This window comes from Agrococcus terreus, from assembly GCF_014645235.1.
GTDB classification, from domain to species: Bacteria; Actinomycetota; Actinomycetes; order Actinomycetales; family Microbacteriaceae; genus Agrococcus; species Agrococcus terreus.
In genome coordinates this window covers 435,372-459,030 of record NZ_BMLM01000002.1, presented here as the reverse complement: position 1 = coordinate 459,030, position 23,659 = coordinate 435,372, and the positions used below count along the sequence as shown (strand labels likewise).

Sequence of the window (23,659 nt, the reverse complement as noted above, 5' to 3'; positions counted from 1 at the left end):
CGCGTCCGACCCGGCGGCGGCCTCCACCCAGGAGGCCGCCGCCGTCGTCGTCCCGCGGCCGGTCGTGGCGGGCGCGGATACGATCGGAGGCGATGGCACCGCACCCCCGATCCGGCAACCCCGCCAAGCGCGCCCAGGCCGCCGGCACCGCACCCCGACCGGCGACCGCGCGCGACTGGATCGCCGCATCCCGGCCCCGCACGCTCTCGATGGCGGTCGCGCCCGTCGCGCTCGGCACCGCCGCGGCCTTCAACGCCGAGGGCTACCACCTGGGGATCGCGCTCGCCTGCCTCGTGCTCGCGCTGTGCCTGCAGATCGGCGTGAACTACGCCAACGACTACGCCGACGGCGTGCGCGGCACCGACGCCGTGCGCGTGGGCCCCGGCCGGCTCGTGGGCGCGGGCAAGGCCTCGCCCGCGGCGGTGCGGAACGTCGCGATCGCCTTCCTCGTCGCCGGCGCGATCGCCGGCGTCGTCGTGGTGCTGCTCTCGCAGCGCTGGTGGCTGCTGCTCGTCGGCGCCGTCGCGCTCGTGGCGGCCTGGACGTACACGGGCGGCAAGCGCCCCTACGGCTACCTCGGTCTCGGCGAGCTCGTCTCGTTCCTGTTCTTCGGCCCGATCGCGGTCGTCGGCACCACCTACGCCATCATCGGCCGGATCACCGAGGACGCCGTCGCGCTCGGCATCGCGATGGGCTGCATCTCGGCGGCGCTCATGCTCACGAACAACCTGCGCGACATCGACACCGACCGGGCCGCGGGCAAGCGCACGCTGCCGACGCTCATCGGCCGCCGCGCCTCGAAGGCGCTCTACGCGTTCCTCATGCTCGTCCCGTTCGCGGTGCTGTGGATCTTCTCGTACGCGCTCGTCTACGGCGCCGCGGTGTTCGTGGTGCTGCTCATCGCCGGCCCCGCGATCGTCATCGTCTGCCTCGCGCGCACGCCGCGCGACCTCATCCTCGCGCTCGGGCTCACGGGCCTGACGGCGCTGCTCTACGGCGTCGGCCTCGCCGTCGCCATCTGGGGCGGACCCGTCGGCTTCGTGCCGCCGCCCGCACCCATCCCGTAGCCCGGGGTCAGCGGATCGGGCGCTCGGGATCCTCGGGCGCGTCGATCGCGGAGTCCTCGACGTCGCCGTCGTCGGCGGCCGCGCCCTCGCGGCGCCGGCCCTCGCGGAGCCGCTGCAGATCGCCCGCGGCGTCGTTCCGGAGGCGCGCGAAGAACACGAGGCTCGCCGCGAACGCGAAGGCGAGGGCGACGAGCAGCGAGAGCCACCACTCGACCCCGGCGACCATGAGCAGCGCGAACGGCACGAGGAACAGCACCGTGCGCACGACGAGGTACCGCAGGGAGGGGGCCATGCACCAATCCTATGAGCGGTGCATAGGTGCGCGCCGTAGTGTGATCCCTATGAGGTGGCTCATCATCGGCGGGATCCTGGCCCTCGTGGTCATGGTGTACGCGCTCGTCGACCTCACCGTCACGGACGACCGCCGCATCCGTCGCCTGAACCGCGTGCTGTGGGTCGTGCTCATCGTCCTCGTCCCGGTGCTGGGCGCGCTCGGCTGGCTCGCATGGGGCAAGGGCCCGCGCGCCTCCGCCCGTCCCATGGCGCCCGACGACGACCCCTCGTTCTCGCGCTCGAGCGACGTCACCGATGCCGAGGCCGACCGCCGCATCGCCGAGCTCGAGGCGCAGCTCGCGGCGCTCGACGCCGAGGACATCGAGATCCGCCGCCCCGAGCGCCCGCAGCCCCAGCCCGAGCCCGAGGCGGCCGCCGAGCCCGAGGCCCCGGAGCCCGCTCCAGAGCAGGGGGCCGAGCCCGCGGCCGCCGACGACGAGACCGACGAGCGCGGCCACCGCGCGCCCGGCGACGGCCCCTCCGCACGTGCCTGACCGGCGGGCCGCGCTGCCCGCCGCCGCCTACGCCGACCGGCTCGTCGCCGCGCTCGCGGCCGCCGGCGTCGCCGACGTCGTCGTCTGCCCGGGATCCCGCTCGCAGGCGATCGCCCTCGCCGCCGCCCGCACCGCGCGGGCCGGCGGCATCGCGCTGCACGTGCGCATCGACGAGCGCACCGCCGCCTTCCTCGCGCTCGGCCTCGCCCGCGAGTCCGGCGCGCCTGCCGCGGTCGTCGTCACGAGCGGCACCGCCGTCGCCAACCTCGCGCCCGCCTTCCTCGAGGCGCACCACAGCGACGTGCCGCTCATCGCCATCACGGCCGACCGGCCCGCCGAGCTGCAGGGCATCCGCGCCAACCAGACCACCCGGCAGCCGGGCGCGCTCGGCGAGGGCGCCCGCGTCGTGCTCGACATCGGCGCCGACGACCTGTCCGATCCGGAGGCGGATGCGGTGGCAGCCGTCCGCGCGGCGCTCGGCTGGCGCGGCACGGGCGACGACGGCCACACCGAGCCGGGCCCCGTGCAGCTCAACGTCGGCTTCCGCGAGCCGCTCTCCGGCGGCGAGGCCGCCGCCGGCCCCGCCGTCGAGGCGGTCGGCCGCCCGCCCATGCCGAGCGCGACGCTCGACGCGGCCGAGCGCACCGTCGTCGTCGCCGGCGCCGATGCGGGCGCCGCCGCGGTCGACCTCGCCGAAGCCATCGGCGCGCCGCTCGTCGCCGAGCCCACCTCCCGAGCCCGCTTCGGCCCCCACCTCGTGCAGCACGGCCGCGAGGTCGTGGCGGCGCTCCACCGCGAGGTGCGGCGCGCCGTCGTCATCGGGCATCCCACCCTGACGCGCCCGATCGCGGCGCTCCTGCGGGATCCCGCCGTCGAGGTGGTCGTGCTCGGCCGCGCCGGCCAGGACAACATCCGCGGCACCGGCACCACCCGCGTGCTCACGGGCCGCATCCGGGTCGAGGAGGCCGAGGAGACCGATCGCGCCTGGATCGAGCGCTGGGTGTCGGCCGGGCGGGCGCTCGCGGCCGCCGCCGACGCCGAGGCCGCGCCCGACTCGGCCCTGGCGCGCGCCGACTACGCGCGCGCCGAGCTCGCCGAGGGGCGCACGCGCGTCTCGCGCCGCGACCTCGTCACGGCCGTCTGGGACCGCACCTGGCCCCACGACCGGCTCGTCGTCGCCGCCTCTCGCCTCATCCGCGAGCTCGACGACCACGCGGGCCCGAAGGCCGTCACCGCGCGCGCCAACCGCGGGCTCGCCGGCATCGACGGCACCGTCTCGACCGCCGTCGGCGTCGCGATCGCGCACGAGCGCGAGCAGCCCGGCGGCATGACGCGGCTGCTCATCGGCGACCTCGCCCTGCTGCACGACGCGGGCGGCCTGCTCATTCCGCCGGGGGAGGAGCGCCCGCGCCTGCAGATCGTCGTCGGCAACGACCGCGGCGGCTCGCTGTTCGAGCTGCTCGAGGTCGCCGGCACCGCCGACCCCGACGACTTCCGCCGGGTGCAGCGCACCCCGCACGACGTCGACCTCGAGCACCTCGCCGCCGCCTACGGCTGGGACTTCGAGCGCGTCGTCGACCGGGCGGGCCTCCGCCGGGCCCTCTCGCAGTCTCGGCCTGGCATCGTTGAGGCGGTGCTGGAGGGAGCGCAGGATGACGCAGCACAGGACGACGCGGGCGACGCAGCCGGCTGACGCCGCGGCGAGCGGACGGACCGCCTGATGCGCTGGCCGTGGCAGCGACGGCGGCCCGAGCCGCCCGTCGTGCAGGTGACCGAGGACCAGGAGCGCCGCTGGGCCCTCCCGCGGGCGCTCATCGTGCTGCTGTCGATCATCGCCGTCATCGCCACCCTCATCCTGCTCAGCCAGGTGGCGACGTTCGTGGCGCCGGTCTTCCTCGGGTTCAACCTCGTCATCGCCGTCATGCCGCTCCAGCAGTGGCTGCTGCGCATCGGCGCGCCGAAGGCCGTCGCGGCGCTCGCGGCGATGCTCACCGTCTTCGCCTTCCTCATCGCCCTCTTCTGGTCGCTCTACTGGTCGGTGCAGTCGCTCGTGCAGGAGCTGCCGGGCTACTCGGCCGAGTTCAACGCGCTGTACCGGCAGACGCTCGACTGGCTCGCCGGCTTCGGCATCTCGCAGGACGAGGCGCTGCACCAGCTGCAGGCGGCGTTCAGCCCGAGCGCCATCACCGGCGCCCTCACGAGCGTGCTCTCGAACGCCGGCAGCGCGCTCGGCTTCCTCGCCACCCTCGCGGTCGTCATCTTCTTCCTCGCCTGGGACTCGATGCAGCTGCCCGAGCGCATGCAGCGCATCGCGGCCACGAACCCGGGGCTCGTGCGCGGCATCGACCGCTTCGCCTCCGGCGTGCAGCGCTACTGGGTGGTCGCGACGCTGTTCGGCCTCATCGTCTCGGCGCTCGACCTCGTGGCGCTGTGGGCGCTCGGGGTGCCGCTCGCGTTCGTCTGGGCCGTCTTCGCCTTCGTCACGAACTACATCCCGAACGTCGGCTTCGTCATCGGCGTCATCCCGCCGACGCTCATGGCGCTGCTCGCCAACGGGCCGCTCAACGCCCTGCTCACGGCGATCCTGTTCAGCGTCATCAACTTCGTCATGCAGTCGCTCATCCAGCCGAAGGTGGCGGGGGATGCGGTGGGCGTCACGCCAGCGACGTCGTTCCTGTCGCTGCTCGTGTGGGCGTTCGCGCTCGGGCCGGTCGGCGCGCTGCTCGCGCTGCCGTCGACGCTCGCGGTGAAGACGCTGCTCGTCGACCGCGACCCGCGGCTGTCGTGGATCAGCCAGCTCATCTCGTCGAAGCCGGAGGGCGCCGCGCGGCCGCGGCTCGGCAGGGCCGTCGCGCCGGGCGTCGGGCAGAGGCAGCCCGCCGCGGAGGCCGCGCCGCCCGAGGCAGCCGCCCCCGCCCAGCGGCCCCGGCGCACCGGGAGGCGGCGGGGCTAGGCTCCGCGCATGAGCGAGATCACCGACGCCCTCCGCATCACCCGATCCGTGCGGCTCGACGCCGTCGACCCGTCGTCGACGCCCGGCTTCACCGGCGACAAGGTCGCAGGGCAGGCGGCGCTCGCCGCGGGCGCGGACCGGCTCGCCCAGCTGCAGGAGCGGCTCTTCGCCGCGAGCCGGGCGGGCGCCGAACGCGCCGTGCTGCTCGTCGTGCAGGGCATGGACACCTCCGGCAAGGGCGGCATCCTGCGGCACGTCGTCGGCCAGGTCGATCCGCAGGGCGTGCGCATCACGGCGTTCAAGGCGCCCACCGCGGCCGAGCGGCGCCGTGACTTCCTGTGGCGGATCGAGCAGGCGCTGCCCGGGCCGGGCATGATCGGCGTCTTCGACCGCTCGCACTACGAGGACGTGCTGATCCACCGCGTGCGCGGGCTGTCGACGCCCGAGGTGGTCCAGGAGCGGTACGGCCGGATCGTCGCCTTCGAGCAGGAGGTCGCTGAGCGCGGGATCGAGCTCGTCAAGGTCATGCTGCACATCTCGCGCGAGGAGCAGGGCGCGCGGCTGCTCGAGCGGCTCGACCGCCCCGACAAGCACTGGAAGTTCAACCCCGGCGACATCGACGAGCGCGAGCACTGGGACGCCTACATGGAGGCGTACCAGGTGGCGATCAACCGCACGGCGCGGGCGAGCGCGCAGTGGGCGGTCGTGCCCGCCGACCGCAAGTGGTACGCGCGGCTCGCGGTGCAGGAGCTGCTCGTCGAGGCGCTCGAGCGCGTCGATCCGCAGTGGCCGCCGGCCGACTTCGACGTCGCGGCCGAGCGCGAGCGGCTCATCGCCGCGGGCGGCGTGCCGGTCGAGCCCGTGGCGGAGCCGGAGGCGGACGAGAGCGTCGTGAAGGCCAGTGAGCTGCACGAGCCGAAGCAGTCCGAGAAGCCCAAGAAGTCGAAGAAGCCCAAGAGCGCCAAGAAGTCGAAGAAGGCCAAGAAGTCGAAGAAGTCGAGGAAGTCGAAGGAGGCTGCACGCCCGGGGGCTTGACCGCCCGGTGCTGCCTCGCTGGTCGAGGAGGCCGCGCCCGCCAGGGCGCTGCCGTCACGAGACCCCGTCGGCGGGGCGGGTCCCGTGATGCGTGCGGCTGCGCCGCGCGCTCCTCGACCAGCGGTCGCCGCGCCCCTACGGCAGCGGGTCGGCGAGCGCGTCGGTGATCGGCCGCAGCTTCACCGCGGTCTCGGCGAGCTCCGCCTCCGGCTCCGAGCCGGCCACGACGCCCGCGCCCGCGAACGCGCGGATCGCGCCGTCCGGCGAGATCTCCGCGCCCCGCAGCGCGATCACCCACTCGCCGCCGCCGTCGCCGTCGACCCAGCCGACCGGCCCCGCATAGCGACCCCGGTCGATGCCCTCGAGCTCGCGGATGATCCGCAGCGACGCCTCTCGCGGCGTGCCCGCGACCGCCGCGGTCGGGTGCAGCAGCGAGAGCACGTCGAGCGTCGAGCGGTCGCCGAGCGTGCCGGTGATGTCGGTCGCGAGGTGCCAGAGGTTCGGCAGCCGGAGCGGGAACGGCTCCGACGCGCTCGCGTCGGGCGCGAGCCCGCGCAGCACCTCGATCGCCGAGTCGGCGGCGTAGCGGTGCTCGCGGAGGTCCTTGTCGCCGGCGGCGAGCGCCTCGGCGATCTCGGCGTCGAGCGCGGGCGTCGCCCCGCGCGCCGCCGTGCCGGCGAGCACCCGCGAGAAGAAGTGGCCGCGGTGGGCGGCGACGAGCGTCTCGGGGCTGGCGCCCACGAGCCCGTCGACCGCGTACGCCACCGCATCGGGGTAGCGCCGCCCGAGCCCCACGACCACCGAGCGCACGTCGCCGTCCTGCGGCAGCACGCCCACGCGGTCGCGCGCGACGACGAGCTTCTCGGCCTCGCCCGCGCGGATGCGCGCCACGGCCTCCGCGACGATCGCGCGGTAGCGCTTGCGGCCGATCGCGCCGTCCGAGAGCTCGACGCGCACCTCGTCGATCGCCGTCTCGTGGATCGGCAGGTCGGCATCGCCGTCGGCGCCGATCCAGGTGACCCACTCGTCGTCGCCGCGGCGGCCCACGACGAGCCGCGGCACGACGAGCACGCTTTCGGCTTCGGAGGCGTCGTCGAACGCGAAGGCGCCGAAGGCGACGAGGCCGGACCCGGGCACGCCCACGGCGTCGTCCACCTCGGCGGCGGCCGCGACCTCGCGCCAGGCGCGCGCCGCGTCGACGAAGCGGTCGGGCCCGCGGAAGCCCATCCGCATCGCCTCGCCGCGGCCGACGATGCCGTCGGCGCCGCGACGGATCGCGAGCGGCGAGCGGGGGCTCGCGTGCTCCAGCAGGCGCCCGAGCTCCGCGCGCTCGGAGCGCGCTCGCAGGCCTCCCATGCTCGCCAGCCTACGCCCGCGCCCACCTGGGCGACGCCCGGGCCGCTCGCACGTGGGGGGCGCCTAGGATGGTGCGTGTGAGCAGGGCAGACATGCAGAAGGATCCGGACGATGTCGCGGGCATGTTCGACGCCACCGCGAAGCGCTACGACCTCCTGAACTCGCTGCTCTCCGGCGGCAACGACCGCTTGTGGCGCATCCACATGCAGCGCGCCGTCAAGCCGCAGCCGGGCGAGCGCATCCTCGACGTCGCGGCGGGCACGGGCGCGTCGTCGGCGCCGATGGCGAAGGCGGGCGCGCTCGTCACCGCCCTCGACCTCAGCGCGGGCATGATCGAGGAGGGCCGGCGCCGGCACCCCGACATCGAGTTCGTGCACGGCTCGGCCGAGGAGCTGCCCTTCGCGAGCGACACGTTCGACGCCGTCACGATCTCGTTCGGCCTCCGCAACGTGCAGCACCCGCGCGCGGCGCTCTCGGAGTTCCTGCGCGTGCTGAAGCCCGGCGGCCGGCTCTTCGTGTGCGAGTTCTCGCAGCCGCCCGTCAACGTCGTGCGGCGCGGCTACGAGGCGTACCTCGGCACGGTGCTGCCCGGCATGGCGCGCCTCGCGAGCTCGAACCCGGAGGCGTACCGCTACCTCGTCGAGTCGATCCGCTCGTGGCCCGACCAGCAGGCGCTGTCGCAGTGGATCCGCACCGCCGGCTTCACCCGCGTCGCGCACCGCAACCTCACGCTCGGCGTCGTCGCGCTGCACCGCGGGCGCAAGCCCACGGAGGCGACCGGCGCCATCCGCCTGGCGCGCCACGCGCAGGCGGACGACCAGGAGGCGTGATGCGCTCCACTGCCGAGGCCTTCGGGCTCAGGGGCGCGCGCTTCGCGCTGCCCGGCGACCGCCGCGTCGTCGACGAGGTCGAGCGCGGCCTCGCCGAGCTCGAGACGCTGCTCGAGCAGCACCTCCGCGTGACCGATCCGGTCGCCGACGCGGTCGCGCGCTACCTGCTCGAGGCGGGCGGCAAGCGCGCCCGGCCGCTGCTCCTCCTGCTCACGGCGCACCTCGGCTCGGGCGTCGACGAGCGCGTGCTGCAGGCGGCGGGCGTGGTCGAGCTCACCCACATCGCGAGCCTGTACCACGACGACGTCATGGACGAGGCCGACACCCGCCGGGGCGTGCCCTCTGCGCACACCGTGTGGGGCAACAACGTCGCGATCCTCGCGGGCGACCTGCTGTTCGCGCGCGCCGGCCAGCTGACCGCGCCGCTCGGCTCCGAAGTGGCCGAGCTGCAGTCGCGCACCTTCGAGCGCCTGTGCCTCGGCCAGCTGCACGAGACGCTCGGGCCGGGCGACGGCGACGTCGTCGACCACTACATCCAGGTGCTCGCCGACAAGACCGGCTCGCTCATCGCCGCGGCCGCCGAGCTCGGCGTCGTCGTGAGCGGCGCGGATGCGTCGTACCGCGCCGCGGTGCGCGAGTTCGGCGAGCGGATCGGCGTCGCCTTCCAGCTCGTCGACGACGTCATCGACCTCTCGAGCGACCCGGAGACCGGCAAGGACGCAGGCACCGACGTGCGCGCGGGCGTCGTCACCCTCCCCACGCTGCTGCTCGCGCGCCGCACCGACGAGGCGTCGGTCGCGCTGCGCGCGCGCCTCCAGTCGCCCGCCGACGACGCCGACCTCGACGCGGCCATCGCCGAGCTGTCGGCGCATCCCGTCGTCGCCGAGACCGTCGCCGAGGCCGAGCGCTGGCAGCGCGAGGCGCTCGCCGCGCTCGCCCCCCTGCCCGCCGGCACCGTGCGCCGAGGCCTCGAGGCCTTCGCCGAGCACGTCGTCGCGCGCACCCGCTGAACACCCCGGGCGGCGCAGCCGCCCCGCACCCGAGGAGGACCGTGAGCGAGACGCTCCGCATCGCCGTGGTCGGCGCCGGCCCCGCCGGCATCTACGCCGCCGACATCCTGAAGAAGGAGGTCGCCGCGCGCGGCGGCGACGTGCTCATCGACCTGTTCGAGCACCTGCCCGCCCCGTACGGCCTCGTCCGCTACGGCGTCGCGCCCGACCACCCGCGCATCACCGGCATCATCCGGGCGCTCCGCGAGGTGCTCGAGTCGGGCGTCGTGCGCCTGTTCGGCAACGTCCGCTTCGGCGAGGACATCGCGCTCGACGACCTGCAGCGGCACTACCACGGCGTCATCTTCGCCACCGGCGCCACGAAGGACGCGCCGCTCGACATCCCCGGCATCGACCTCCCCGGATCCTACGGCGCCGCCGACGTCGTCTCCTGGTACGACGGCCACCCCGACGTGCCGCGCGAGTGGCCGCTCGAGGCGAAGGAAATCGCCGTCATCGGCAACGGCAACGTCGCGCTCGACGTGGCCCGCGTGCTCGTGAAGCACCCCGAGGACCTGCTGCCCACCGAGGTGCCGCCGAACGTCTACCAGGGCCTCAAGGCCTCGCCCGTCACCGATGTGCACGTCTTCGGCCGCCGCGGCCCGCTGGGCGTGAAGTTCACGCCGCTCGAGCTGCGCGAGCTCGGCGAGCTGCGCGACGTCGACATGATCGTGCACGACGAGGACTTCGGGGTCGACCCGAACGAGGAGCAGCAGAAGCAGAACAAGCAGATCCTCGTCATCTCGCGCACGCTCGAGCAGTGGCGCACGCGCGAGGTCGGGCAGGCGTCGCGTCGCCTGCACCTGCACTTCTGGTCGAAGCCGGATGCGGTGCTCGGCGACGGGCGCGTGGAGGCGCTGCGCGTCGAGCGCACGCGCCCCACCGACGACGGCACGGGCCTCGAGGGCACGGGCGAGCTGCGGGAGTTCCCGGTGCAGGCCGTCTACCGCGCCGTCGGCTACTTCTCCTCGCCCGTGCCGGGTGTCCCCTTCGACGAGCTGCGCGGCGTCATCCCCAACGAGGCCGGCCGCGTCATGGACGGCCACCGGCCGCTGCCGGGCGTCTACGCGACGGGCTGGATCAAGCGCGGACCCGTGGGTCTCATCGGCCACACGAAGTCCGATGCGAAGGAGACGATCGAGCAGCTGCTCGCCGATGACAACAGCCGCTGGGAGCCGCAGCCCTACGAGGCCGACGCGGTGCCGGCGCTGCTCGCCGAGCGGGGCGTCGCCTGGACCGACATCGCCGGCTGGATCCGCCTCGACGAGCACGAGATGGGCCTGGGCGAGCCGGAGGGCCGCGCCCGCATCAAGGTCGTGCCGCGCGACGAGATGATCCGCGTCTCGCGCCGCGAGTGACCGCCGCGGCGGCTCACCCGCTGGTCGAGCGCGCGCCCCTCCCGCTGGTCGAGGAGCGCGCGTCGAAGGCGCACGCGTCTCGAGACCACCGCCACGCATCCGGATCAGCCCCGTGGAGCTGAGCGGCTACCTCCTCGTCGCGCTCGCCGCCGTCGGCGCGGGCGCGATCAACGCGGCCGCGGGCGGCGGCACGCTCATCACCTTCCCGGCGATGCTCGCGGCGGGCATGAGCCCGCTCGCGGCGAACATCACCTCGTCGGTCGGCCTGCTCGCGGGCAGCTTCGGCGGCGCCTACGCGTACCGCGCCGAGCTGCGCGCGCGGCGCCGCCGCTTCCTGGTGAACGCGCCCTGGGCGGCCGTCGGCGGCATCCTGGGCGCGATCCTGCTGCTCGTGACGCCCTCCGACTCCTTCACCGCGATCGTGCCGTGGCTCGTGCTCACCGCGGCGGCGCTCTTCGCGCTGCAGCCGCTCGTCACCCGCGTCGTGCGCGAGCGCTCGGCGGGGGAGCCGGATCCGGAGGCCACGGGCGGTTGGGGCGTGCGGATCGCGTTCCTCGGCATCGGCGTCTACGGCGCGTACTTCGGCGCCGGCATCGGCATCATGATGCTCGCGGTGCTGGGCGTCGTCATCCACGACACCCTGCAGCACCACAACGGCCTCAAGAACCTCACGGCGCTCGTCGTGAACGGCTCGGGGGTGCTGGTGCTCGCGTTCTCGCCGCTCGTGCACTGGGGCGTCGCGGGCATCATGCTCGCCGGGTCGCTGCTCGGCGGCATCATCGGCGGCCGGGTGGCCCGCCGCATCCCGAGCTGGGTGCTGCGCGTCGTCGTGATCGGCTTCGCGCTCGCGGTCGCCCTCTCGATGCTCCTCGGCTGAGCCGCCGCGCTACTGCAGCGCGGAGGTGAGGCGCGCGATCGAGTCGAACAGCTGCGCCACCCGCGGGCGCGCCATCCAGTCCTCGAGCGTCAGGGTGGTCGACTGCCGCCGGTAGCCCTCTGCGATGCCGTCGAGCTGCGTGACCATGCCGCGGCCCTCGACGAGCATCGACACCTCGAAGTTGAGGCTGAAGGAGCGCAGGTCGATGTTCGACGAGCCGATCACCGACACCTGGTCGTCGAAGACCATGAACTTGGAGTGCAGCACCGTCGGGGGCGAGAAGAGCGTGATCTTGACCCCCGCCTCGAGCAGCTCCTCGTAGTACGAGCGCTGCGCGTGGTGCGTCCAGAACTGGTCGCCGATCTCGCTTGCGAACAGCTCCACGTCGACGCCGCGCAGCGCGGCGGAGGTGATGGCGTACCGCATCGAGTCGTCGGGCACGAAGTACGGCGAGACGATGATGATGCGCTCCTCGGCCGCGTGCACGAGCTCGAGGAAGACGCGGAGGTTCAGCTCGCCCTCGAAGCCGGGGCCGGAGGGCACGATCGACGCGAGCAGGTCGCCGCCGGGCTCCGGCTCGGCCGCCGACTGCTCGACGAGCTCGTTCGACTCGGCCCACCAGTCCGACCAGAACAGCACGTCGAGCTCGCGCACGGGCGGGCCGGTGAGCTCCACCCAGGTGTCGCGCCACTGCAGCCCGCGGCGGATGTTCTTCTTCATCAGGTAGGAGGGGTCGACGAGGTTGAGCGAGCCGGTGAAGCCGACGCTGCCGTCGATGACGACGAGCTTGCGGTGGTTGCGCAGGTCGGGCCGCTGCCACTGCCCGCGCCAGGGCCGCAGCGGCAGCATGTCGCACAGCTCGGCGCCCATCGCCTCGAGGCGGGCGACGGTCTCCTTGCGGCGCGGGTAGCGCACGCTCGTGAGGTGGTCGACGAGCACGCGCACCGTCACGCCGCGCGCCGCGGCGCGCTCGAGCGCGGCGAAGAACGGCTCGGTGCGCTCCGAGGCGACGATGAGGTAGAACTCGACATGCACGAACGACTCGGCCTCGTCGATCCGCCGCGCCATCGCCTCCAGCTGCGCGTCGAACTCGCCCCACACGATCGCGTCGGCGGGTCCGGCGTGCGGCATCGACGAGAGGGCGCGGTTGAGCTCGAGCACGCCGGGCAGCCACTCGGGCCGGTCGCGGCGGGCGGGCGCGTCGTCGATGTCGGAGGTGCTCTCGGCGATGAGGTCGCGGATGGCGGCCATCTTCGCGAACCTGCCTCGCGGGAGCCGGTTGTTGCCGAGCATCCCGAACACGATCCATCCCAGGATCGGCTGCAGCTGGATGACCAGCAGCCACGCGATCGCGGCCGCGGGCCGGCGGTTGTAGGGGACGACGGCGAGCGCGAGGAGTCGCAGGGCGACGTCGAGGATGATCCAGGGCCAGTACAGCGCCTGGGCGACTTCCTGGATCACGGCAGGCGTCTGCGCCGGCTCAGCGGAAGTTGACGAACTGCAGGTCGATGTCCAGGTCGGCGCCCTTGAGCAGCGCGATGGTCGCCTGCAGGTCGTCGCGGCTCTTCGAGGTGACGCGCACCTCGTCGCCCTGGATCTGGCTCTTGACCGTCTTGGGCGCCTCGTCGCGGATGAGCTTCGACACCTTCTTGGCGTTCTCGCTCGAGATGCCGTCCTTGATGCCGACCTCGATGCGGTACTCCTTGCCGGAGGGGTAGGGGTCGCCCTGGTCGAGCATCTTGAGGTCGATGCCGCGCTTGATGAACTTCGTCTGCAGCACGTCGAGCACGGCCTTGACCCGCTCCTCGGTGCTGGCCTTGAGCAGCACCTTCTCGCCGCTCCAGGAGACGTCGGCGCCGACGCCCTTGAAGTCGTAGCGCTGCTCGACCTCCTTGCGCGCCTGGTTGACCGCGTTGTCGGCCTCCATCTTGTCGACCTTGCTGACCACGTCGAAGCTGGAATCTGCCATGCGCAGATCCTATGCGGGTTCCCTGCACGGCGCCCGTCGTGCGCTCAAGGCCGCCGCGGCCCCGTCATCACGACTCGTCCGCGACGAGCTCGGCCTTGAAGCCCGCGGAGTTCTCCAACCAGCCCGCGTAGTGATCCGGCCCTCCGGCGTGCGGGTAGCGCTCCTGGTACAGCGGCCGCCATCCGTGCTGCTCGGCGGCAGCGATGACCTCGTCCACTCGAGCGCGCGCGCCTGCCTTGAACGCGAGGTGGTTCACGCCGGGCAGCCGTCGGTCGTGCGCCTCGCCAGCGAGGTTCGGCGACGTGGTGAGCGTGAGGTACGCGCCACCGGCCGCCCAGGACTCGCCGCCGGGCCACTGGCTCGAGCGCTCGAAGCCGAGCTCGCGGAGCAACCAGCCCCACTCGCCGCTCGCCTGCGCGAAGTCCGCGACCCACACCTCGACATGATGGAAGCCCGCCACGCGATCCAGTCTCGCAGTCGCGAGCAGGAGGCCGCGCGCTGCCCGGTCGGCGCGGGCTCACCGGTCCAACACGTCGCCGTTCTGCAGCGCGCGCAGGCACAGCTGGAACGCGAGCGCCTCGGCATCGAGGTCGTGCCAGGCGCGGGCCTGGCGCTCGCGGGCGTCGCGCGGCACCTCGTCCGGGGTCGCGAGCAGCGAGCTCCCCGGACCCTCGGCGCCGGAGGCGAGCGCGTCCTCGACGGTGGTGCGCACCACGTCGTCGTCGCACGCGTCGGCCGGCACGCTCCAGATCGCGTCCTGCTCGTCCGTCGCGACCGAGTCGGTCCGATCGGGCGCGCCCCGGAATGGATCGATGGACGAGCACGCGACCAGCGCCGAGACGGCTGCAGCCGCGGTCACGGCCGCGCCGGTGCGGGGGATCGAGGTCACGCGGCCAGCGTGGCACCGATCGCGCGAGAAGGCGAGCAGGAGTCAGGTTCCTCGCGCGCCGCTCGCCGGCAGCCACACGCGTCCGGCATGCTCTGGCCATGGAGCGCCTCGCCCTCGTCCTCGCTGCCGCCGCGATCGTGGTCACGACCGGATGCTCGGCCGGCACGGAGCCCGCCGACTCGTCGTCCGTGGATGCGGGGCCCACCGCGACCGCTGACGTCGCGCCCACGACCGCCGAGGCCGCCGCCGCGCCGTCAGAAGCGCTGCAGCGCTCGGTGATCGACGAGGTGCGGCGCACCCTCGGTTCGGGGAGCGGCAACGGGCCGAGCCCCGACGACCGGGCCGTGCTCGTGGTGAGCGTCTACGCCGAGCGCGACGCGCTCGATGACGATCGCGTCGCGGCCGCGGAGCGAGAGGTCGCCCGGCTCGCGGCGGCGGAGGGCTTCGCGGCGAGCTTCGTCTACGGAGCCTCCGACGGCTCGTAGAGGACAGCCTCCAAGACTGAGCTCCCCGCGGCGCTCCCGTAGCGTGGCCGCATGCTGATCGTCATGGCGGGGCTGCCCGGGAGCGGCAAGAGCACGATCGCCGCGGCGCTCGCGCGCAGCATCGGCTGCGCGGTCATCGCCGTCGACCCGATCGAGGCGGCGATGCACCGCGCGGGCATCGCTGCCGACCAGCCGACGGGTCTCGCGGCCTACGTGGCGGCCGAGGCGGTGGCGCGCGAGCAGCTGCGGCTCGGGCACCACGTCGTGGTCGACGCGGTCAACGACGCGGGGGCCGCGCGCCAGCAGTGGCGCGACCTCGCGGCGGGGGAGGGCGTCGACCTCCGCTTCGTCGAGGTGTTCGCCCCCGACGATGGCACCCACCGCGCGCGCCTCGCGGCCCGGACCCGCGACCTGCCGGGCTTCCCGGAGCCCACCTGGGCGTCGGTCGAGGGCCGCCGCGACGGCTTCGCGACCTGGGGCGAGGAGCGGATCCGCGTCGTCGCCGACGGCGATCCGTCGGAGGCTGCCGCCGAGATCCGGCGCGCGCTCCGACGCCCGGGCTCGCCCCAAGACGCCGGAAGCCCCGCCGAGGCGGGGCTTCGCGATGGTGGCGAGTGAGGGATTCGAACCCCCGAAGTCGATGACAGCTGATTTACAGTCAGATCCCTTTGGCCGCTTGGGTAACTCGCCGTGGCCCGAGGGCCGAGGACGATCCTAACATCCGCCGCCGTCCGCCTCCGACGACCGCGCGTCGCGGCGGTCGTCGGCCGAAGCCCGGAGGAATCGGCTCCCTGTGGCCGCATGACCGCATATCGCAGCCATGTGCGCGCAGGCGGCCGATTCCTCCGGGGTCGGGCGCCGTCCACCGGCACCCGCCGCAGCGGCGAGGCCGCGCGCGCATCCGCGATAGGTTCGCAGCATGCGCGAGCTCCACGACCTGGTCGTCGGCCTGGCGGTCGAGGCCGCCGACCTGGCGCGCACGCGCCGCGCCGCGGGCGTCGACATCGCCGCCAGCAAGACGAGCATCGTCGACATCGTCACCGAGGCCGACCGCGAGGTCGAGCGGCTCGTGGTCGACCGCATCCTCGCCGCCCGCCCGAACGACGGCGTGCTCGGCGAGGAGGGCACGAGCGTCGCCGGCACGAGCGGCCTCACGTGGGTGATCGACCCCATCGACGGCACCGTCAACTACCTCTACGACATCCCCGCTTACGCCGTCTCGATCGCGCTCGTCGAGGGCGACCCGGATCCGGCCACCTGGCGCGGGCTGTCGGGCGCCGTCGTCAACGGCGCGACGGGGGAGCGGTTCGAGGCGCTGCGCGGCCACGGCGCGCGGCTCGACGGCCGCGAGATGCGGGTCGCGGATGCGGTGGATCCGGCGGTCGCGCTCGTCGGCACCGGCTTCGGCTACGACGCGGCGCGCCGCAGTCGGCAGGGCGCGGTGCTCCAGGGCCTCATCGGCGAGGTGCGCGATGTGCGCCGCGGCGGATCGGCCGCGCTCGATCTCTGCTTCGTGGCAGCAGGGCGGCTCAACGCCTACTACGAGACCGGCCTCAACCCGTGGGACATGGCGGCGGGCGCGCTCGTCGTCGAGGAGGCGGGCGGCGCCGTGCGCGGCTGGCGCGGCGAGCCTGCGGGCACCGGCTTCCTGCTCGCCGCGGCCCCTGCGCTCGCCGACGACCTGGCCGCCATCCTCGAGCCCCTGCGGGCCAACGAAGTCTGATAGCCCTTGCCACAGCGTTACCGTTCCGTTACATTGGTGCGCTGGAGCGAGCAGCCGCCGCGCACCCCGCGCGCCTTTGCCCTCCGACGCGGGTCCATGCGACGATCGGTCTCGATTCCGATCGGCGTCCTCGACCCGCTCGAGACGACCTGAACGAGATCCAGAAGGACGGCCATCCCTGTGACACACCCCACCCGACGAGCCCTGGGCTCGTCAGCTGACGGTGTCACGAGCCCGGAGGCCCAGCCGACGCGCCGCGAGCTGCGCGAGCGCGAGCGGGCAGCCGAGTCGATCGCGGTCACGACCTCCGAGGCACGCGCCGCCGAGCGCGTCACCCTGATCGAGGGCTCCGCACCCCTGTACACGAGCCGCCGCGCGATGCGCGAGTCGGCCACCCGCGCCGCCGAGGACCTGCCCGTGCAGATGGCGGAGGCCACCTACGTGGCGCCGCGCCTCACCGTGGACGCCCCTGCGCTCGGGGCGGGCGAGAGCATCCGCATCGAGAGCCTGGGCGTGCGCCAGCCGCGCGCCTTCTCGCCGCGCGTGCTCTCCTCGGCCCCCGCGGCGCCGCCGCGCGCACCCCGCGCCGCGCGACGCCTCGCGCAGCGCATCACCGCGGCCGGCGCCCTGCTCTTCATCGGCTCGCTCGTCGTGGTCACGTCGCTGCCGGCGCAGGCCGTGCAGTCGCCGGGCGGCCTCGACCCCGAGGTCGCGCAGATCGAGGGCGCCGCCGAGGCGCAGACGCTCGAGGGCTCCGCGAACGGCACCACGCAGTTCCTCGCCCGCGACGACGTCGTGGTCAACGACCAGATCGCCTCCGCGCGCATGGCACCCGGCGAGCTGGCCGCGTACCAGGCCGTCGCCGACGGCGAGGCACCCGGCCCGTCGTACACGGGCGACCCGGCGTTCCCGCAGGTGTGGGGGATGCTCGAGACGAGCTACGTGCAGACGCCGCTGCCCCACATGGACCAGGTGCCCGTCTCGAGCGGCTTCGGCTACCGGCCGGGCGGCTTCCACGGCGGCTCCGACTTCACCCCCGGCCTCGGCACCGAGATCCGCCCGATCGCGAACGGCGTCGTGTCGGCCGTCTGGCAGGGCAACAACCCGGGCGGCGGCGGCTACGCGGTCTTCATCGACCACAACATCGACGGCGAGTTCTTCCAGTCGTGGTACGCGCACATGCTGCCCGGCTCGATCCAGGTGGAGGTCGGCCAGGTCGTCGACATCACCACCGTCGTCGGCCAGGTCGGCAACTCGGGCCGCTCGACCGGACCGCACCTGCACCTCGAGCTGAAGAACAGCGACTACGTGTCGTTCGACCCGGTGCTCTGGCTGCAGACGCGCGAGCAGAACCTGGAGCACCGCCCGTACTGACGCATGACGAAGGGCCCCGCCGGGAGGCGGGGCCCTTCGTCGTGTCGGGGTGGTGGTCTCGAGACGCGAGCGGCCTGCGGCCGCGCGCTCCTCGACCAGCGGGGGGAGCGGCCGCGCGCTCCTCGACCAGCGGGGGAGCGGCCGCGCTCCTCGACCAGCGGGGGAGCGCTCAGTGCGTCCTGACCCAGACCACCTCGTCGGCCGCGAGCGAGGCCGAGTCGAGCGGTGAGGACGCGAGCACGATCTCGCCGCGCGGCACGTCGACCGCGTCGTGGCCGAGGTTCGCGACCACGGTGATGTCGCCGTTGCGGAACGCGAGGGCGGTGCGGCCCACGTCGAGCCACTCGAGCTCGCCCGAGCCGAGCGAGTGCTCGGCTCGCAGCGCGAGCGCGCTCCGGTACAGCTCGAGGGTCGAGCCCGCGTCGCCCTCCTGGCGGTCGCGCGCGAGCTCGGCCCACAGCGGCGGCTGCGGCAGCCACGAGGCGCCGGCCTCGCTGAAGCCGTACGCCGGGGCGTCCGCCTCCCACGGGATCGGCACGCGGCAGCCGTCGCGGCCCCACAGCTCGCCCGCGGTGCGGTGGAAGGTCGGGTCCTGCCGCTGGTGCGCCTCGATGGCGGTCACCTCCGGCAGGCCCAGCTCCTCGCCCTGGTAGACGTAGGCGCTGCCCGGCAGCGCGAGCATGAGCGCCGTCGCGGCGCGGCCGCGGCGGAGCGACACGGTCGGGTCGGCCTTCGACGCCGAGGTCGGGCCGATGCCGGCGCCGTGCGTGGGCGGCGGCACGAGCGCGAGGCGCGTGCGGTGGCGGATCGTGTCGTGGTTCGAGAGCACCCACGTGCTCGGGGCCCCCACCTCCCCGAAGGCGCGGATCGAGTGGTCGATCACGTCTCGCAGCCGCGCGGCGTCCCACGGCGTCTCGAGGTAGACGAAGTTGAACGCCTGGTGCATCTCGTCGGGGCGCACGTAGCGGGCCATCTTCTCGAGCGGCGACACCCAGGCCTCGGCGCACAGCACGCGGTCGCCGTCGTAGGCGGCGAGCACCTCGTGCCAGCGGCGGTAGATCTCGTGCACGTCCTCCTGGCCGAAGAAGGGCGACTCCATCGAGCCTGCCTCGACCATCTCGGCGTCGACGTCCGGCAGGCCGACGGCCTTGACGTTGCCGTGGGCGACATCGACGCGGAAGCCGTCGACGCCGCGGTCGAGCCAGAACCGCAGCACGTCGACGAACATGTCGCCGACCTCCGGGTTCGCCCAGTCGAAGTCGGGCTGCGAGGAGTCGAACAGGTGCAGGTACCACTGGCCGTCGGGCACGCGCGTCCATGCGGGGCCGCCGAACACCGACTGCCAGTTGTTGGGCGGCAGGCTGCCCTCGGAGCCCTTGCCGTCGCGGAAGATGTAGCGCGAGCGCTCGTGCGAGCCGGGCGCGGCGGCGAGCGCCGCCTGGAACCACTCGTGCTGGTCGGAGGAGTGGTTCGGCACGAGGTCGACGATCACCTTGAGGCCGAGGCCGTGGGCCGCGTCGAGCATCCGGTCGAAGTCGTCGAGGGTGCCGAAGAGCGGGTCGATGTCGCGGTAGTCGGCGACGTCGTAGCCGCCGTCCTTCTGCGGCGAGGTGTAGAAGGGGCTCAGCCAGATCGCGTCGACGCCGAGCTCGGCGACCTGCGGCAGCCGGCCGGTGATGCCGGCGAGGTCGCCGACGCCGTCGCCCGAGGCGTCGGCGAACGAGCGGGGGTAGATCTGGTAGATCACGGCGGTGCGCCACCACTCGCCGCCACGGCTGTCGTGGCCGGCGGTCGCGTGCGCTGCGGACTGCGTCGAGGCGTCGGTCATGCGACCAAGGCTATGGGGATGCGGCCGAGAAGGTCACGAAATGCCAACGATCGCGATCCGGACCCGTGCGCCGGTTGCGGCGGGGGACGGCGCCCGGCCACGATGTGCCAGGCCCAGCCGACGAGGGACGTCGGCGCGAGGGCCGCTCAACGGAGAGTAGGCACCATGCAGCGCAGCAGCGTCATGAAGATCGCCGGGGTCGGGGCGCTGTCGCTCACGCTCGCGGCGTGCGCCGGAGGCGGCACGCCCGCACCGGCCGAGAGCGAGTCGGAGGCGGCCGGCGGCGGCGAGCTCGTCATCTGGATGGACCAGAACCGCGCGGATGCGCTCGCCGACGTCATCGAGACGTTCCAGTCCGAGACCGGCACCACGGTCGAGGTGGTCGTGAAGGACTTCGGCGCGATCCGCGACGACCTCACCACCCAGGCCCCCTCGGGCGAGGGCCCCGACGTCGTCGTCGGCGCCCACGACTGGATCGGCAAGCTCGTGCAGAACGGCGTCGTCGCGCCCGTCGAGCTCGGCGACATCGCCGGCGACTTCGAGGACGTCTCGATCAGCGCCATGACCTACGAGGGCTCCGTCTACGGCGTGCCGGTCTCGATCGAGAACATCGCGCTCGTCCGCAACACCGCGCTCGCGCCGGAGGCGCCGGCCACGTGGGACGACCTCGTCTCGACCGGCCAGGCGGCCGTGGAGTCGGGCGACGCCGAGTTCCCGCTGCTCGTCGGCATCGACCCGAACACGTCGGACCCGTACCACCTGTACCCGCTGCAGGCCTCCTACGGCGGCCCGGTCTTCGGCATCAACGAGGACGGCTCCTACAACGCCGACGAGCTCGAGATCGGCAACGAGGGCAACGTCGAGTTCGCCGGCGCGCTCGCGCAGTGGGGCGCCGACGGCATCATCAACCTCAACATCTCGCAGGACATCGCCAAGGAGCAGTTCGCGAACGGCGCCTCGCCGTACACGATCACCGGTCCGTGGAACCTCGCCGACTTCCAGGAGGCGGGCGTCGAGTATGCGATCGACCCGATCCCGTCGGCCGGCGGCGAGCCCGCCACGCCGTTCGTGGGCGTGCAGGGCTTCATGGTCTCGGCCTACGCGAACAACCCGATCGTCGCGACGCAGTTCCTCACCGACTACATCGCGAGCGAGGAGGCGCAGACCGCGATCTACGAGACCGGCCAGCGCGCGCCCGCGCTCTCGTCGGCGTTCGAGGCGGCCCAGGAGAACCCGGACGTGGCCGGCTTCGGCGCGGTCGGCGCCGAGGGCGTGCCGATGCCGAACATCCCCGAGATGGACGCCCTCTGGGCCGACTGGGGCACCACGCAGGCGCAGATCATCGGCGGCCAGGCCTCCGACCCGGGCGCCGCCTGGACCGCCATGGCGGAGAAGATCCAGTCCACGCTCGACGGCTGAGCCGTCGCCCGCGGGCCGGGGGAGCGATCCCCCGGCCCGCGGGCACCCCTGCTTCGGCATCCCGATCCGCCTCCAGACCGGAGCCCACGTGACGACGACGTCCCCCGCCCCTGCGCGCCGCCGCAGCCTCGCCTCCGCGCCGCCCAGCCTGCGCGTCATCCTGGTGAAGATCGCGCTCCTCGCGATCGTCGACGCCATCGCCGTCTTCGCGGCGAGCATCCTCTTCTTCCAGGGCAGCTGGCTCGTGCTCGGCATCCTGCTGCTCGGCACGCTGCTCGTGAACGTCGTCTACCTGCACCCGGGCCTGCTCCCGGCGAAGTACCTGACGCCGGGCCTCATCTTCCTCGCGATCTTCCAGGTCTTCGTCGTCGTCTACTCCTGCTACATCGCGTTCACGAACTACGGCGACGGCCACAACTCCACGAAGGAGGACGCGGTCGCGGCGATCGTCCTCCAGAACACGCAGCGCGTCGAGGGCTCGCCCGCCTACCGCGTGACGGTGGTCGAGGGCGCGGGCGGCCTGGGCCTGCTCGCCACCTCGCCCGACGGCGAGTTCCTCGTCGGCACGGCCGAGCAGCCGCTCGAGCCGCTCGACCCCGCCTCCGTCACCCAGGAGGCCGGCCGCGCCACCGCCGCCGAGGGCTGGACGAGCCTCCCGCAGCAGCAGATCCTGCAGCGCCAGCAGGAGGTCGCGGCGCTCCAGGTGCCGCTCGGCGACGACCTCTCCGAGGGCTTCCTGCGCACGACGGACGCGGTGAACGCCTTCGTCTTCCAGTCGACCTTCGTCTACGACGAGGCGGCCGGCACGATGACCGACTCGGCCACCGGCACGGTCTACACCGACCGCGGCAACGGGCAGTTCGAGTCGGACGACGGCCAGGTGCTCGGCACCGGCTGGCAGATCCTCGTCGGCCTCGACAACTTCCTCTACCCGTTCCAGAACCAGCAGTTCGGCGCGGCGCTGGTCTCGGTGACGATCTGGACGTTCGCGTTCGCGATCCTCACGGTGGGCCTGTCGTTCATCCTCGGCCTGTTCCTCGCGATCGCGCTCAACGACCCGAGGATGCGCTCGCGCAAGGTCTACCGGGTGCTGATCATCCTCCCGTACGCCTTCCCGTCGTTCCTCTCGGCGCTCGTCTGGCTGGGCCTGCTCAACACGCAGTTCGGCTTCGTCAACGAGGTGCTGTTCGGCTCGGCCGACATCCCGTGGCTCACCGACCCGGTGCTCGCGAAGGTCTCGGTGCTGCTCGTGAACGTGTGGCTCGGCTTCCCCTACATGTTCCTCATCTGCCTGGGTGCGCTGCAGTCGATCCCCGAGGAGCTGACGGAGGCCGCGACGGTCGACGGCGCGAAGGGCTGGGACGTCTTCCGGCTCATCAAGCTGCCGCTGCTGCTCGTCTCGACGGCACCGCTGCTCATCTCGTCGTTCGCGTTCAACTTCAACAACTTCAACACGATCTACATGCTCACCCGCGGAGGGCCGCGCATGTCGGGCGTCGACGAGAACGTCGGCCACACCGACCTCCTCATCACGCTCGTCTACAAGACGGCGTTCGAGGCGGGCACGGGCCGCGACTACGGCCTCGCGTCGGCGCTCTCGATCCTCATCTTCATCATCGTCGCGACCGTCTCGGCGATCGCGTTCCGCCGCACCAAGGCGCTGGAGGACCTGCACTGATGAGCACTCCCATCGACCCCCGCGCCCTCGACGCCGCCGCGGCCACGCCCGAGGCCAAGGAGCCGAAGCCCGCCCCGCAGCCGCGCATGCCCTTCGGCCGGTGGGTGCGCACGCTCGGCTGGCGGCACCTCGTGGGCATCGCCGTCGCGATCTTCGCCACGTTCCCGCTCATCTACGTGCTGAGCGCCTCGTTCAACCCCACGGGCACGCTCACGGGCTCGAACCAGCTCTTCCGCGCGCTCTCGCTCGACAACTACGTGAAGCTGCTCTCGGATCCGAACCGCCCCTACGCGGCCTGGTTCGGCAACACGATGATCGTCGGCATCGCCACGTCGATCGGCACGGTCTTCCTCGGCGCGCTCGCCGCCTACTCGTTCTCGCGGATGCGGTTCACGGGCCGCCGCGCGGGCCTGCTGAGCCTCATCCTCGTGCAGATGTTCCCGCAGCTGCTCGCGGTCGTCGCGATCTACGTGCTCATGCGCGGCATCGGCGAGGTGTTCCCGGCCATCGGCCTCGACAGCCTGCTCGGCCTCATCATGGTGTACCTCGGCGGCGCGCTCGGCGTGAACACGTACCTCATGTACGGCTTCTTCAACACCGTGCCGTCGTCGATCGACGAGGCGGCGAAGCTCGACGGGGCGGGCCACGCGCGCATCTTCTTCACGATCATCCTGCGCCTCGTCGCGCCGATCCTCGCGGTCATCGGGCTGCTGTCGTTCATCGGCACGACCAACGACTTCGTGATCTCCTCGGTCATCCTCACGAGCCCCGAGAGGCTGACGCTCGCGGTGGGCCTGTTCCGCTACGTCTCGGAGGAGACGAACACCAACTACCCGGTCTTCGCGGCCGGCGCGGTGCTCGCCGCCATCCCGGTCGTGCTGCTGTTCCTGTACCTCCAGAAGTACATCGTGAGCGGCCTCACGGCCGGCGCCGTCAAGTAGC

Annotated in this window: 23 protein-coding genes and 1 tRNA gene; 16 read left to right on the top strand and 8 right to left on the bottom strand. The window is 73.2% G+C overall.

Annotated elements, in window-relative coordinates:
- Positions 1–92 precede the first annotated feature (92 nt).
- The gene (locus IEW90_RS12030) at positions 93–1,067 is read left to right on the top strand and encodes a 1,4-dihydroxy-2-naphthoate polyprenyltransferase (protein ID WP_188718518.1); all 975 of its coding nucleotides are present in this window, start codon (positions 93–95) and stop codon (positions 1,065–1,067) included.
- Positions 1,068–1,074: 7 nt separating this feature from the next.
- On the opposite strand, the gene IEW90_RS12025 is transcribed toward IEW90_RS12030, so the two are convergent.
- On the bottom strand, positions 1,075–1,359 hold the full coding sequence (locus IEW90_RS12025) for a DUF4229 domain-containing protein (RefSeq protein ID WP_188718517.1): 285 nt from the start codon (positions 1,357–1,359) through the stop codon (positions 1,075–1,077).
- Positions 1,360–1,408: 49 nt separating this feature from the next.
- On the opposite strand from IEW90_RS12025, the gene IEW90_RS13930 reads away from it, so the two are divergent.
- The 4 genes from IEW90_RS13930 to IEW90_RS12010 are packed head-to-tail and all read left to right on the top strand — an operon-like array spanning position 1,409 to position 5,882.
- Positions 1,409–1,894, top strand: coding sequence for a PLDc N-terminal domain-containing protein (locus IEW90_RS13930; RefSeq protein WP_268236833.1), 486 nt, complete (start codon positions 1,409–1,411; stop codon positions 1,892–1,894).
- Positions 1,887–3,587 (top strand): 2-succinyl-5-enolpyruvyl-6-hydroxy-3-cyclohexene-1-carboxylic-acid synthase, encoded by a 1,701-nt coding sequence (menD, locus tag IEW90_RS12020; protein ID WP_229679700.1) that lies wholly within the window; start codon positions 1,887–1,889, stop codon positions 3,585–3,587. Before IEW90_RS13930 ends, menD begins: the two co-directional genes overlap by 8 nt.
- Before the next feature lie 27 nt (positions 3,588–3,614).
- A complete protein-coding gene (locus IEW90_RS12015; protein ID WP_188718515.1) occupies positions 3,615–4,847 on the top strand; it encodes an AI-2E family transporter in 1,233 nt (410 codons plus the stop codon).
- Positions 4,848–4,856: 9 nt separating this feature from the next.
- A complete protein-coding gene (locus tag IEW90_RS12010) occupies positions 4,857–5,882 on the top strand; it encodes a PPK2 family polyphosphate kinase (RefSeq protein ID WP_188718514.1) in 1,026 nt (341 codons plus the stop codon).
- Between the two features lie 135 nt (positions 5,883–6,017).
- On the opposite strand, the gene IEW90_RS12005 is transcribed toward IEW90_RS12010, so the two are convergent.
- Complete coding sequence (locus IEW90_RS12005) at positions 6,018–7,238, bottom strand: isochorismate synthase (protein ID WP_188718513.1); 1,221 nt, start codon at positions 7,236–7,238, stop codon at positions 6,018–6,020.
- A 68-nt stretch (positions 7,239–7,306) separates the two neighbouring features.
- Between IEW90_RS12005 and IEW90_RS12000 the strand changes: the two genes are divergently transcribed.
- The 4 genes from IEW90_RS12000 to IEW90_RS11985 all read left to right on the top strand — a co-directional run bounded on the left by IEW90_RS12000 (position 7,307) and on the right by IEW90_RS11985 (position 11,352).
- Positions 7,307–8,068, top strand: a complete 762-nt coding sequence (locus tag IEW90_RS12000; protein WP_229679655.1) for a class I SAM-dependent methyltransferase — start codon at positions 7,307–7,309, stop codon at positions 8,066–8,068.
- Positions 8,068–9,078, top strand: coding sequence for a polyprenyl synthetase family protein (locus IEW90_RS11995; protein WP_188718512.1), 1,011 nt, complete (start codon positions 8,068–8,070; stop codon positions 9,076–9,078). Before IEW90_RS12000 ends, IEW90_RS11995 begins: the two co-directional genes overlap by 1 nt.
- 41 nt (positions 9,079–9,119) lie before the next feature.
- Positions 9,120–10,475, top strand: coding sequence for an FAD-dependent oxidoreductase (locus IEW90_RS11990; RefSeq protein ID WP_188718511.1), 1,356 nt, complete (start codon positions 9,120–9,122; stop codon positions 10,473–10,475).
- Between the two features lie 112 nt (positions 10,476–10,587).
- Positions 10,588–11,352: a sulfite exporter TauE/SafE family protein gene (locus tag IEW90_RS11985; protein ID WP_188718510.1), complete on the top strand. Its 765-nt coding sequence runs from the start codon at positions 10,588–10,590 to the stop codon at positions 11,350–11,352.
- A 9-nt stretch (positions 11,353–11,361) separates the two neighbouring features.
- Here the strand turns inward: IEW90_RS11985 and IEW90_RS11980 are convergent, their stop codons facing one another.
- The 4 genes from IEW90_RS11980 to IEW90_RS11965 form a co-directional block, all read right to left on the bottom strand.
- Positions 11,362–12,813, bottom strand: a complete 1,452-nt coding sequence (locus IEW90_RS11980) for a phospholipase D-like domain-containing protein (protein ID WP_188718509.1) — start codon at positions 12,811–12,813, stop codon at positions 11,362–11,364.
- A 19-nt stretch (positions 12,814–12,832) separates the two neighbouring features.
- Positions 12,833–13,321: a YajQ family cyclic di-GMP-binding protein gene (locus IEW90_RS11975; protein ID WP_188718508.1), complete on the bottom strand. Its 489-nt coding sequence runs from the start codon at positions 13,319–13,321 to the stop codon at positions 12,833–12,835.
- 67 nt (positions 13,322–13,388) lie between these two features.
- Complete coding sequence (locus tag IEW90_RS11970; RefSeq protein WP_188718507.1) at positions 13,389–13,781, bottom strand: VOC family protein; 393 nt, start codon at positions 13,779–13,781, stop codon at positions 13,389–13,391.
- Positions 13,782–13,838: 57 nt separating this feature from the next.
- Entirely contained in the window at positions 13,839–14,210 is a 372-nt protein-coding gene (locus IEW90_RS11965) for a hypothetical protein (protein ID WP_188718506.1), read from the bottom strand.
- Positions 14,211–14,308: 98 nt separating this feature from the next.
- Here IEW90_RS11965 and IEW90_RS11960 point away from each other — a divergent pair, with 98 nt between their 5' ends.
- Both IEW90_RS11960 and IEW90_RS11955 read left to right on the top strand, forming a co-directional pair.
- Positions 14,309–14,695 carry a hypothetical protein gene (locus IEW90_RS11960; protein ID WP_188718505.1) on the top strand — a complete coding sequence of 129 codons (387 nt, stop codon included), beginning with the start codon at positions 14,309–14,311 and terminating at the stop codon, positions 14,693–14,695.
- A gap of 51 nt (positions 14,696–14,746) precedes the next feature.
- On the top strand, positions 14,747–15,313 hold the full coding sequence (locus IEW90_RS11955) for a P-loop nucleotide/nucleoside kinase family protein (protein ID WP_188718504.1): 567 nt from the start codon (positions 14,747–14,749) through the stop codon (positions 15,311–15,313).
- Here the strand turns inward: IEW90_RS11955 and IEW90_RS11950 are convergent.
- Positions 15,301–15,385 (bottom strand) — tRNA-Tyr (locus IEW90_RS11950). The genes IEW90_RS11955 and IEW90_RS11950 overlap by 13 nt on opposite strands.
- Before the next feature lie 229 nt (positions 15,386–15,614).
- On the opposite strand from IEW90_RS11950, the gene IEW90_RS11945 reads away from it, so the two are divergent.
- Complete coding sequence (locus IEW90_RS11945) at positions 15,615–16,418, top strand: inositol monophosphatase family protein (protein ID WP_188718503.1); 804 nt, start codon at positions 15,615–15,617, stop codon at positions 16,416–16,418.
- A 180-nt stretch (positions 16,419–16,598) separates the two neighbouring features.
- Positions 16,599–17,792, top strand: coding sequence for a M23 family metallopeptidase (locus IEW90_RS11940; protein WP_188718502.1), 1,194 nt, complete (start codon positions 16,599–16,601; stop codon positions 17,790–17,792).
- Positions 17,793–17,961: 169 nt separating this feature from the next.
- Here the strand turns inward: IEW90_RS11940 and IEW90_RS11935 are convergent, their stop codons facing one another.
- On the bottom strand, positions 17,962–19,620 hold the full coding sequence (locus IEW90_RS11935; protein ID WP_188718501.1) for a glycoside hydrolase family 13 protein: 1,659 nt from the start codon (positions 19,618–19,620) through the stop codon (positions 17,962–17,964).
- Positions 19,621–19,785: 165 nt separating this feature from the next.
- Here IEW90_RS11935 and IEW90_RS11930 point away from each other — a divergent pair, with 165 nt between their 5' ends.
- The 3 genes from IEW90_RS11930 to IEW90_RS11920 all read left to right on the top strand — a co-directional run bounded on the left by IEW90_RS11930 (position 19,786) and on the right by IEW90_RS11920 (position 23,658).
- On the top strand, positions 19,786–21,039 hold the full coding sequence (locus IEW90_RS11930; protein WP_188718500.1) for a sugar ABC transporter substrate-binding protein: 1,254 nt from the start codon (positions 19,786–19,788) through the stop codon (positions 21,037–21,039).
- Between the two features lie 88 nt (positions 21,040–21,127).
- Complete coding sequence (locus IEW90_RS11925; protein ID WP_188718499.1) at positions 21,128–22,717, top strand: ABC transporter permease subunit; 1,590 nt, start codon at positions 21,128–21,130, stop codon at positions 22,715–22,717.
- A complete protein-coding gene (locus IEW90_RS11920) occupies positions 22,717–23,658 on the top strand; it encodes a sugar ABC transporter permease (RefSeq protein WP_188718498.1) in 942 nt (313 codons plus the stop codon). The genes IEW90_RS11925 and IEW90_RS11920 overlap by 1 nt, the downstream gene beginning before the upstream one ends.
- Position 23,659 lies beyond the last annotated feature (1 nt).